Here is an 11,250-nt window from a genome sequence, read left to right as displayed (position 1 = left end):
CCTACTTCTTGGCCGCGCCTTCCTGAGGCTGCTGGCCCCCTGAAGGCATTATGCTCACTTGAGAGCCGGGGCGGGCCTTGATCATGCCTTCGCTGATAATGCGTTCGCCGCCCTTGAGCCCTTCAAGCACAAGATACCTGTTGCCGACGGACACGCCGACGACCACAGGAATGGGATACACCTTGTCGTCCTTGTCCACGCCCATGACCAGCGAACCCTTCTGGGTAAGCAGCACGCACTTTTGCGGGACGAGTACGGCATCCTTGAGGATATCGCCGTCCATATACAGACGCACGTACTGTCCGGGCATGATGCTGCGGTCGGCATTGTCAAAGACGGCGCGCGCCTTGATGACGCCGGTTGTGGGCTGCACCTGGCTGTCGATAAAGGTCACCTCGCCCATCCCCTTGTACATGCTGCCGTCCAGCAGGCGCAGGCGCGCCTTGTACCGGCCGTCGGCAGGCGTCACAAGACGGCCCTGGGCAGCCATGCCCTGGCGGAGCATATGCTCGGGGGCGGCAATGGAAAAGTCGATGTACATGGGGTCAGTCTGGTTCACGTAGGTGAGCAGCGAATTGTTGCCCACCAGGTTGCCGGGCGTGAAGTTTTCCTTGCTGCTGTAGCCGGAGACAGGGGCCGTCACCTGGCAGTAGTCCAGGTTGATCTTGGCCTGGCGCAAAGAAGCCTTGGCGCTGTCATAGGCGGCCAGGGCATTGTCACGCTCTTTCTGCGACACCGCGTTTTTTTCATACAGCGGGCGTACCCGCCGCCATTCGCGCTCGGCGTTGGTGAACTGGGCCTGGGCCTGCTGCATGAGCGCTTCGTAGCGGTCGCGCTCCAGCTGGAAAAGCAGCTGCCCCTGCTGCACATAGTCGCCTTCTTCATACAGGCGTTTTTCGATGATGGCTTCCACGCGGGCGCGCACTTCGACAGCGCGCGAGCCGGAGGCCTGGGCCTGATACTCTGCCGGCCAGGGTTCATCCTTGGCCACAACGTCAAAAACGGCGACAGGCAGACGCATGGCGCCGTGCTGGCCGTCCTTGTCGCCATTGCAGGCAACCAGTGCAAGACAAAGGCTGAGTATGACAGGAAGAGAAAATAGCGGTCTGGTGGTCATGAACTACTCCGTAAGGAACGCGTGCTGCCGCACACCAAAAAAACCGCCCGCCGTGAGGAACTCGGGCAGAAACATCGTTGTAAAAAACACAGTTCACCGTAAAAAGCAATCAAGACAACCGTATATGACAGTGGCACAATGAATACAAAAAACCTTGCAATTTCAGTATGTTACGAGACCGTATTAATTTTATATAACATACTGTTTTTATTGACAAAAATTTCATGCTCTTTTGCCCGCTGCACCCTGTGCCGGACGGTCGCTTTTTGCGCCACGTCGGCCATCCTCGGCCTTCTATTTAGAAACGCATAGCATTTAGTGGCATGTTTGAGCAACACCCTTCGCGAAGTCATGGCTTTCAGAACCATTTTGTACCATGCCACGTTCGTGATGCATTTTCTTTTTTCTGGTCGTCCGCGCCGCCAGATGTGGCCAGATATGGCCGGATGTGACCGGGTGCGTGCGGGTGCGGGCGGATTTTTTTCAGGCGGCTGCAGCCGCAACGGCAAACATTGCTTTTACATGCCGCAATGCCGAACATCGGCCATGCGTTTCAAGCGATGGCGTACCGGAGGGATCATTGAACCGGGCGAGCCCGACAGCGGCAAGGCATGGCGGGCAAGGGGGGGATAAAGCATGACAGCCAAATCATGCGGCCATACCCTCTGCCTTTTGCCGCCCCAAGGGCTATGGCTGCGGAGGGTTGTGTTTGATCGCTGTTCCGGGAATCCTGAAAAAGCACCTGCATGGCCGCCGCTGTTGACGCTTTGGCCATGGTGCGCGCCGCAGGCAATGCACAATTTGTTGCTCTCAATGGACTATGAACATGGCGGATTGATGCACTCATGCACCATGCGCCGCCCGGCCACAGTGTCGCGAGCCGCCGCAAAAGTCAAGAAAGCGCCAGCGCGCGTGCGGAGGACGTGCGGGCAGCCCGCCGCGCGACAACAACAAGCCCTGGCAGTGACAAAAAACCAGCAGGACGGCGACACCACGCACGCCTCTGCTTAGAGCATTTAACACTTGAAATGCTCGCGTACGGCAGGCAAAAGCCCGCCTACTCGCATTTCGTGGCAAGGATTTTCAGAAAAATCCTTGCAGAGCATTTAACTCATTTCATTCGTAAACTGCTCTAGAACCACAAATGTTTCAATGTCCCGGCCAAAATGTTTCAACACGCCGCCCGCGCCCGAGCTTCAAAGCGCAGGCGTTTCAGCCTACTGACCGAAGTGTTTCAGCGTACCGGCCTGCCCTACTCTTCAAAGCGCAGGCGCTTCAGCGTACCGGCCTGCACGGCCAGCAGTTCGGCCACAATGGACACGGCTATCTGCTGCGGGGTTTCAGCTTCAATGGTCAGCCCTATGGGGCAGCACACAGCGGCAAGTTCAGCATCGGGCACGCCCTGGCCGCGCAGAATGGCATAAATCTGGTCGCGTTTGGTTTTGCTGCCTATCATGCCTATATACTGGGCATGGCTGGTCAGGGCCTGGGCCAGGGTTTCGCGGTCAAAACCGTGCCCGCGCGTGATGACGGCCACATAATGGTGCCGCCCGATGCCGCAGGCTTCCACCAGATTTTCATAGTCCGGCAGCACATGGCAACGCCGCGCCATGGGAAACCGTTGCGGATTGGAAAACTCCGGCCTGTCGTCCACCACGTCCACAATAAAGCCGCAGACATGGGCCAGACGCGCCACCTCAAGGGACACATGCCCACCGCCGCAGAGGAGCAGCACCGGCGGCGCTGCCAGCGGTTCAACGTAGATGCGGCACGCGTCCTTGATGACCAGGCCGGGCCTGCCCTTGCGCTGCGCCAGCAGGGCGCGCACCGGGGTTATGTCCAGACTGGCGTCCGGCGGCAGGGCCGAACCCGCGGCAGGGTCAGATTTTTCGGGCAGGCTGTCGAGGTACAGACGGCGCAGGGGCGGCTCGCGGTTCACGTCCACAACCCACACGCCCCCTACCCCGGAGCGCAGGGCCTGGGCGGCAAGCGCAAACAGGGGGGCCTTGTCCGGCGTCAGCACTTCGCACAGCACGTCCATGCCGCCGCCGCAAATCATGTCGCTGTCAGGGGTGAAGCCGCTCATGTCGCAGGAGACCTGACTGGACGTGCCCATAAACAGGCTCTGGGCCGCTGCCTCAAAGGCGCGTGCCTCCAGCAGGCCGCCGCCCACGGTGCCTTCCGGGCCGTTTAGCGTGTACAGCGCACGGGTGCCCGCGTCACGCGGGGCCGAGCCTGTGCGGCTGATGACCGTCAAAAGCGTCACCCTTTCCCCGTCGGCGAGCAACTGGGCCACGCGGGCCTCCAGGGTTTCCGGCCAGGGCGCGGCCATACCGCCTGAAGGGGCGGAGGTCGCTGAAGGCGCAAGGGACGCGGAAGCTCTCATCGAATCTGATGCATCAGCTTTGCTCATCTCCGTCCTCCTTGACGTAGCCGCACCCCTTGACCGGGCACATGATCTTTGTGCCGGCCCGGCTCTTTTTTTCAACAAGGTATGGCGAGTTACAGCGCGGGCAGGGGCCTGGCACGGGCCTGTCCCACAAGGCGAAATCACACTGGGGATACTGATCGCACGAGTAAAACAGCTTTCCGCGCTTGGTGCTCTTTTCCACCAGCTGGCCTTTCTGGCAGCGCGGGCAGGGCACGCCCGTGGACAGCGGGGCCGCATACTTGCATTCGGGGTAGCCGGTGCAGGCGATAAAGCTGCTGCCTGTACGGGATTTTTTGATGACAAGATCGCGCCCGCACTGGGGGCACTGCCCCACTTTTTCATACTGCGGCTTTTCGGCGGCCACGGCCTCGACCCGGCCATCCTCGTTGCGCGAAAAATTGCTGGTGTAGCTGCAGTCGGGATAGCCGGAACAGGCAAGAAAGGCCCCTGCCTTGCCGAACTTGATCATCAGCGGCTTGCCGCATTCCGGACAGGGCAGATCAGCGGGGATGCCGCCCTTGACGCTCTGCATGTTTTTGGCGGCCGCCGCCAGCGTGGGATTGAAATCATCGGAAAAGGCGCGCAAAAGATCCACCCAGTGGGCCTTGCCTTCTGCCACCTTGTCGAGTCCCTCTTCCATCTGGGCGGTAAAGCCCACATCCATGAGCCTGCCAAAGTGTTCGGTCAGCTGACTGCAGACCACCCGGCCAAGATCCGTGGGCACAAAGTGCCTCTCCACCAGGCTGACGTACTCTCTGTCCTGAAGGGTGGAAATGATGGCCGCGTAGGTGGAGGGCCGCCCGATGCCCCGCTCTTCCAGCTCGCGCACAAGGCTTGCTTCGCTGTAGCGCGGCGGGGGCTGGGTGAACTTCTGCTCCTTGTCCAGCTTGTCCAGCTTGAGCGTCTGTCCGGCCTCAAGAGGCGGCAGTTCGGCGTCGGCGTCTTCTCCGGCGCGCGGCAGGGCCGCAAGAAAACCGGGAAAAAGCATACGCTCGCCCTTGGCGCGCCACTGGCTGTGGGCACAGGCAATGGTGACGGTGGTGTCGTGAAAACGCGCCCCGGCCATCTGCGAAGCCACAAAACGCGACCAGATGAGCCGGTACAGATTGTACTGATCCGGCGGCAGATGCTGCTTCACCTCGTCGGGAGTGATGGTCACGTCCACGGGGCGGACGGCTTCATGGGCGTCCTGGGCGCTGCCCTTGGCCTTGTACACGCGGGCGCGCTTGGGCAGATAGTCCTTGCCGAAATGCGTGGCGATAAAATCCTTGGCCGCGTCGCGCGCTTCGTCGGCGATGCGCGTCGAGTCCGTACGCATATAGGTAATGAGGGCCGTCAGGCCACGGTCGCCAAGCTCCACGCCTTCATAGAGGCGCTGGGCAATGTTCATGGTGCGCTTGGCCGTGTAGGAAAGCCTCTGGTTGGCCGCCTGCTGCAAGGTCGAGGTGATGAAGGGCGGCTGCGGCGCGCGCTCGCGCTCCTTCTGCTCCACGCTTTCCACCACAAAGGGCTGGCCCTTGAGGGCGTCTTCCAGCGCCTGCGCTTCTTCGGCATTGGCGATGACCGCTTTTTTGCCGTTGATCTTGGCGAGGTCGGCCTTGAAGGGCGGCGGCGTGTCAGCCGAAAGCAGCACCTTGAACAGCCAGTATTCCTCCGGCTTGAACACCTCGCGCTCTTCCTCGCGTTCGGCAATGAGGCGCAGCGCCACGGACTGCACCCGCCCGGCGGATATGCCCCGCTTGATGGTCTTCCACAGCAGGGGAGAAATCTTGTAGCCCACCAGCCTGTCCAGAATGCGCCTGGCCTGCTGGGCGTCAAAAAGGTCTTCATTGAGGTCGCGCGGGTGCGCTAACGCTTCTTTGACAGCCTTGGCGGTAATTTCGTTGAACTGGATGCGCTTGATGTCCTTGGCCTTGTCGCGGATAAGCTCCGCCACATGCCACGCAATGGCCTCGCCCTCGCGGTCGGGGTCAGGGGCAAGGTAAACGGTATCGGCCTTGGCGGCGGCGGCGCGCAGTTCGCTGACCACATTTTTTTTATTGTCTATGACTTCATACTGGGGCGCGAAGTTGTCCTCTTCATTTACTCCGAGGGCCTTGGCGGGCAAATCGCGTACATGGCCCACACTGGCCTGCACCATGTATGACGGCCCAAGAAACTTTTTGATGGTCTTAACTTTGGCCGGAGATTCCACTATTATCAACTGTTTGCCCATGCTGTCCTCGACTGCTTTCCGGCTGCGCCGGTACTGGCTGACGCGCCTTTTATGTAACGGCAAGATACGATAAAACCCACAGGCGTCAAGTGCGCATCGTCGTCACAATGCTGGCAGTCCTGTGCCCGCGCCCCGGCTGCGGCCCGGCTGCGTGCGAGACGCAAAGCGTGGCCAGCGCCGCCGCACAGCAGTAAAAACGTTTACTTATTGGGGAGATGCCACATCCCTGTCATTCATATGACGAAGCGTACGCCAACTGGACAGGCGTGTGCAACTTGCGGTAATCTTGTAGAAGATTTCAGTCAAAATGAGGGCTATATGCATATACGTCCAATACTCTACCGCCTTATGGCGGCACTGTGTCTTACCATGCTGTTCATGGCGGCGGGCTGTTCCTCCCACCAGAACAGCGGCAGTACCGAAGACTCGGGTTTTCCGCCCGGCTCGCCTGATGACCCGCGCGCCAGCCAGGCCCAGGCCAGCCCCGATCCACTGCCCACAATCAAGGCAAAACCGGGGCAAAGCGTCTTTGTGGACGTGAGCGGCGGCAGCGGCAGTTTCAATGCCGACCTTCAATCCATGCTCACGGCCTACCTTCAGAGCGAGCGCGAGCTTGTGCCCGCCGAGACGGCCAAGGAGGCAGACCTGACCCTGCGCGTGGTGGTGGAAGACGTGACCCCGCTGGGCTCGCGCAGCACACCCGCCAGTCCGGGGCGAACCCTGGGGCACGCAGGCACAGGCGCCATGCTTGGCGCTCTTGTGGGCGGCTCCGCTGGCGGAGGGCGCGGTGCGGCCTGGGGCGTGGGCGGCGGCCTGCTGCTGGGCCTTGGCGTCAGCATGCTTGACGGCGGCACAAGCAATCTGTGGGGCATGCGCGCCCAGGTGGGCGTGGGCAAAAAGGGCAAGCAGCCAGACACCATGCATACGGTGACTGTAAGCGCCGAGGGTGAAAATATGGGGCGCGACGCCATCCTCCCTGCCCTGGAAGACAAGCTGAGCAATGAAATCGTCAAGGCAGTAAAGCCCTGACAAAACAACGACGCCAAACGAGATACCTGCGCGTTTCCAGGAGGCTTTTTAATCAGTGCTTCCTTAACACGTGAAATGCTCGCTACAGCAGACAAAAGCCTGCCTGCCCGCATTTCGTGGCAAGGATTTTCAAGAAAATCCCTGTAGAGCGGTTAACTCATTTCATTGGCAAACTGCGCTAATAACCTGACAGGCCAGCCTGTCGGGATGCCGCCACAGGCGCGACCCTATTTTGCGCACGCCGAGCCCGGCCACCCCCCTGCCGGACGAATAACGCCAGAAGAAATCACGGATGCCATACGGTAAAACCCGTGCGTTGCAGCCCTGAAAAGCCGCATGACGGAACTACGGATATTCCGAAAATTACCCAACCATTAACGCAGCGAAAGCTCCTTGTTCTCGGGCGCAGGATTTTCGCCATAAAACATACCGCATTTCACGGATTTGCAGCAGACCTGCCCGGCGGAAGCCGGCCTTGCCACAAAGAAATGTTGTTGCGGACGCGTTCACAGGCCCAAAAAATGCATGTTTGGGGACATGCATGGCGAAAGCCCGCCGCTTTCGCCTTCAATACCAGCCGCATTTGTGGCGGCAAGGATCGAGGTTTTCTTATGATGCTAAAAAAACTGCGTTTTATTGCACTGCTGCTTTGCGTGAGCCTTGTGCCGCTTGCAGCTTGTGTGCGTCAGGCCGCTGACCCGGACAAGCTGGAAGTGCTGCGTTCGGGCAATCTGCAGGAAGCACCGGACGATGATACGATTGCGGACACTGTTTACGTAAACGTGCGCGACAACACCAACCGCGTTTTCGGGCTGCGCGCCCAGGCCGAATCCTGGCTGCAACGCAGCGGGTTCACCATTGTGGGCAATCCCAGCGAAGCCGGAAACATCGTGCAGATCACGGTGCTGTCCGCCGGAAATACGGAACCCACCCACCTGCGCCAGACGGTTGCGGCAGGCTACGACACTCCCTCCGTACTCAAGGGCGCGGGCGCCACAACGGTAATGGCCGACGTACTGCTGGTGCAGCGGCGCGTTCCCAGCGCACAGAGGGAAAGCAAGGCCAAACTCAAGAACATATCCAGCCGCAACGCCCTTTCCAACAGCCAGATGCGCATAGCCGTGCTGCTGCCTGGGCAGATACGCATGGATGCCGGAGCGCCCACCCTGTTTACGGAAACCCTGGCCCGCGAAATCGGAACCGCCATTCACGCCACCAACAAGGCCGCTGGCCAGGCAGATGGTCGGGCAGATGGTCGGGCAGATGGCCGGGCCGCGTCCGCTGGAGCCGCAAGGACGCAACAATAAAGCCGTTTACCAATGAAATGACAAATTGAAATACTTTGTGGGGGAGGGACCCTTTTGCAAAAGGGTCCCTCCCCCACGCCCCCACCCCCTAAAACTTTTATCGCTGTACACTAGGGGCCAGGGGGCCGCGTCTTCCGGAGTCACATCAACGCCCGGCAACGCAAAACGGCAAGGCGCGTAACCGCGCCCGGCAACGCAAACAAGCGCAGCTTCATCCATTGCTCCCAAGGGCTAAAGGATGAAGCTGCGCTTATGTCTTTTTTGGCGGCCATCTGCTCACGCTGCCGCCGGACAATTTCAGGCGGCAACCGTCAGGCGACGAAGAAGCCTTACGGATGGCGACAGCATCGCTAGTGGAATTGCTCTAAGGAAGCACTGAGAACCTTCTGGAAACGCGCAGGTATTTTGTTTGGCAAGGCGCGATCTTTTTTTGAAACAGGAGTGGACTCTTCCGTCCTCGACTGTTTCAAAAAAAGCCCGGCATCGCCGCCAAACGGAATACATCAGCGTTTCCCTAATCTCGGTTTTTCAACCTGTCGATAAGTTCCCGCAGTTCGGTGGCCATCTTGGCCACGGCCCGCACCTGGTGGTCGGCTTCGCCCATGGAGGTGCGGCTGGATTCGGCAATGTCCTGCACGTTCTTCATGCCCTGCGTCACATGCGCCACAGTGTCGTTCTGCTGCTGCGCGGCCACGGCCATGCCTGCGGCGCTCTCCACATTGGATGCGGCCAGATCCAGAATCTGCGTAAGCGCCTCACCCGACTGCTGCGCAAGGTCGTTGGATTCGTGCACGGCCTCGCTGGTCTGCCCCATAAAGGCCACGCTGGCATGGATGGATTCCTGAATGCCGGTGATCTTGGCTCCCACGGCCTGCGTGGCGGCAACCGTTTTTTCCGCCAGCTTCCGCACTTCATCGGCAACCACCGAAAAGCCGCGCCCGGCCTCGCCCGCCCGGGCCGCCTCAATGGCGGCGTTAAGCGCCAGCAGGTTTGTCTGGTCGGCAATGTCGGTAATAACGCTCATGATGCCGGTAATGCCCTGGGCCATCTCACCCAGCTCGGCTATCTGCCCGTTCTGCTTGGACGCGAGGTCGTTGACCCGGCTGATGGCCTGGGCGCAACGGGTCACCACATCCACGCCGCTTCCGGCATATTCCTTTGAACTGCGCGCGCCGTGGGCCGAATGCTCCGCATTGACGGCAATTTCTGTGGCCGCTGCGGCAAGCTGCTCAAGATTGTCAAGGCTGCCGCGCATGAGGTTGTGCTGGTCTTCGCTACCCTTATAGACGGTCTCCACCCGCTCGGCCAGAATGATGGAATGCTCGGCCAGATCCCCGGCAATGGTGTCGGCCTGCGCGGCGATGGCGTTCATATTTTCCAGCAGCGCGGCAATGCGGGCCTCTTTTTCCTCCGCATCCTTAAGGGATCTCTGGGCATGTTCGGCGCTGGCCTGAGCCTCTTCAGACTTTTTCTGGTTTTCGGTCAGCTTGAGCTTCAGGCTGTCCAGCAGGGAGCCCAGCGCGCTCGACAGTGCGCCGATTTCATCCCTGCGCCGCAGGCGCAGGTCCACATCCATATTGCCCGCCACCACCTCGGCGGACTTGTCCACAAGCCCGCGTAAAGGATTACGGATGGAGCGCGTAATGGCCACGCCGGAAATCACCATACATAGCAGCACGCCCAGCAGCAGAACAGCAACCACGTATCTTTCGCGAGCCATGATCTGCTTGTAGCTTTCCTTGTCTGCATCGGCGGCGTGCAGCATCATGGTGCGCAACTGCGCGAGCGTCTCCACAACCGCCGCCGATTTGCCCAGTGTAATGGAGTTGAAAAGCTGCCGGGCCCTTTCAAGGTCGCCTTCCTGCACCAAACGCTCAATATCCGCAGCGCTCTTGTGCAGCTCCAGGTGGGCGGCTTCCATCTGTTTGAAATAGGTGGACGTGCTCGGCAAAATGGCCTCCACCTCTTCCCGCCCGCCACTATAAAACCACTGGCCGAAAAGGCATTTGTGGCCGTCTTTCTGCACATTGAGCTTGCCGTCCGCAGGCGGCATGGCCACAAAATTGCCGACCCGCTCCTTCCAGTGCAGATGATCGGCCTCACGCATGGCAAAAACCAGGGCATTGCCCTGCTTTTGCAGCGCGCTGTCGGCCATGGTCATGACTTCATTGGAGGCGTTCCATGCAACCACGGCGAAGCAGATTATGCCCAACAGGCTGATGCCAAAGCCAAAACACAATTTCTTTCCTATTGAAAGGTTTTTCCAGAACATGGTGCCTCTCTATATAGTAGCTATGTATAATCATGGGCAATCAACTCAACTTCACGGGCATTGCCAAAAATCTGGACAGCACTATGCTGTCGCTGGAAAATCCGGACAAAAACAGTCATATGGCAAGCTTGAGCTTATCGCAGTGAACTTGCCACCGGCCCTGCCACAAAACGCATCAGTTACGTATTGTACTTTGCAAAATGATACCTAATGGGAGGGCTTTTGCTTGTCAAGCGCTCAACCTCCCGGATCTCCGCTAATTGCGCGCTTTGCGCGGCGCGCTGCCACTCAGCTGTGCACGCGGGCAAAGCCCGGATAGCAGAATAACCTTATTGTTCTTGGGCATTATCCCTTCTATCGGCAGTAGGCGCAAAATGATGAGAGCAGGGGGGCTGCAAAGGGCAAACTTTTATGTTACGATTTAAAGACAAACCGGACGGACGTGCTTCGTCGGGCCTCCACCCTGCCGGACGTGCGAACGACGGCGGCGGAGTTTTTTGTTTTTTTTCATCAAAAAAAAGGCCCCGGCTGGCAGCATTACTGGATATACCGGGAATATCAGACAAAAAATCCCTCCGGGGAACCTAAAAAAAAATTTCCCCGACACCCTATTTAACTGTTCAAACAACCAACTCTGTGGTATGGACACATTGCAACGACAACTGTGACTTTTTCGCCGCTTTCTTGACCTCCATAATCTTTTATGGACGCCCATGATTTGATGCGATAAATTTGAACACAAGTGTACTCTCAAAAAACCCCTAATGTTCCCAAAGTAAACGCACCCCGCACAGGCTTTGCAGTGCGGGCTTTACCCCAGGCCGCACTGGCCACGCAGAAATTGGAAAAAATATTGCGCGCCCCAGGGCGCCAAGGAGG

Annotated in this window: 6 protein-coding genes; 2 read left to right on the top strand and 4 right to left on the bottom strand. The window is 59.1% G+C overall.

Features of this window, described 5'->3' with window-relative positions; all coding sequences use genetic code 11:
* Position 1 precedes the first annotated feature (1 nt).
* The 3 genes from RBR41_RS07170 to topA all read right to left on the bottom strand — a co-directional run bounded on the left by RBR41_RS07170 (position 2) and on the right by topA (position 5,763).
* A complete protein-coding gene (locus RBR41_RS07170; protein WP_320351901.1) occupies positions 2-1,117 on the bottom strand; it encodes an efflux RND transporter periplasmic adaptor subunit in 1,116 nt (371 codons plus the stop codon).
* A 1,252-nt stretch (positions 1,118-2,369) separates the two neighbouring features.
* Positions 2,370-3,530: an XdhC family protein gene (locus tag RBR41_RS07165; RefSeq protein WP_320351900.1), complete on the bottom strand. Its 1,161-nt coding sequence runs from the start codon at positions 3,528-3,530 to the stop codon at positions 2,370-2,372.
* Positions 3,517-5,763 carry a type I DNA topoisomerase gene (topA, locus tag RBR41_RS07160; protein ID WP_320351899.1) on the bottom strand — a complete coding sequence of 749 codons (2,247 nt, stop codon included), beginning with the start codon at positions 5,761-5,763 and terminating at the stop codon, positions 3,517-3,519. Before topA ends, RBR41_RS07165 begins: the two co-directional genes overlap by 14 nt.
* 318 nt (positions 5,764-6,081) lie before the next feature.
* Between topA and RBR41_RS07155 the strand changes: the two genes are divergently transcribed.
* Positions 6,082-6,792, top strand: a complete 711-nt coding sequence (locus tag RBR41_RS07155) for a hypothetical protein (RefSeq protein WP_320351898.1) — start codon at positions 6,082-6,084, stop codon at positions 6,790-6,792.
* Positions 6,793-7,403: 611 nt separating this feature from the next.
* Complete coding sequence (traT, locus tag RBR41_RS07150; protein ID WP_320351897.1) at positions 7,404-8,099, top strand: complement resistance protein TraT; 696 nt, start codon at positions 7,404-7,406, stop codon at positions 8,097-8,099.
* Between the two features lie 514 nt (positions 8,100-8,613).
* Here traT and RBR41_RS07145 read toward each other — a convergent pair.
* Positions 8,614-10,371, bottom strand: coding sequence for a methyl-accepting chemotaxis protein (locus RBR41_RS07145; RefSeq protein ID WP_320351896.1), 1,758 nt, complete (start codon positions 10,369-10,371; stop codon positions 8,614-8,616).
* Positions 10,372-11,250 lie beyond the last annotated feature (879 nt).

The sequence above is a fragment of the Desulfovibrio sp. genome, assembly GCF_034006445.1.
Taxonomy (GTDB): domain Bacteria; phylum Desulfobacterota; class Desulfovibrionia; order Desulfovibrionales; family Desulfovibrionaceae; genus Desulfovibrio.
The sequence above is the reverse complement of the archived record's forward strand: the minus strand, read 5'-3'. Positions and strand labels throughout refer to the sequence as shown.

Excerpts from the sequence above, each read along its gene's own strand:
- RBR41_RS07170 (WP_320351901.1), bottom strand. The coding sequence starts at position 1,117 with ATGACCACCAGACCGCTATTTTCTCTTCCTGTCATACTCAGCCTTTGT.
- RBR41_RS07165 (WP_320351900.1), bottom strand. The coding sequence starts at position 3,530 with ATGAGCAAAGCTGATGCATCAGATTCGATGAGAGCTTCCGCGTCCCTT.
- topA (WP_320351899.1), bottom strand. The coding sequence starts at position 5,763 with ATGGGCAAACAGTTGATAATAGTGGAATCTCCGGCCAAAGTTAAGACC.
- RBR41_RS07155 (WP_320351898.1), top strand. The coding sequence starts at position 6,082 with ATGCATATACGTCCAATACTCTACCGCCTTATGGCGGCACTGTGTCTT.
- traT (WP_320351897.1), top strand. The coding sequence starts at position 7,404 with ATGATGCTAAAAAAACTGCGTTTTATTGCACTGCTGCTTTGCGTGAGC.
- RBR41_RS07145 (WP_320351896.1), bottom strand. The coding sequence starts at position 10,371 with ATGTTCTGGAAAAACCTTTCAATAGGAAAGAAATTGTGTTTTGGCTTT.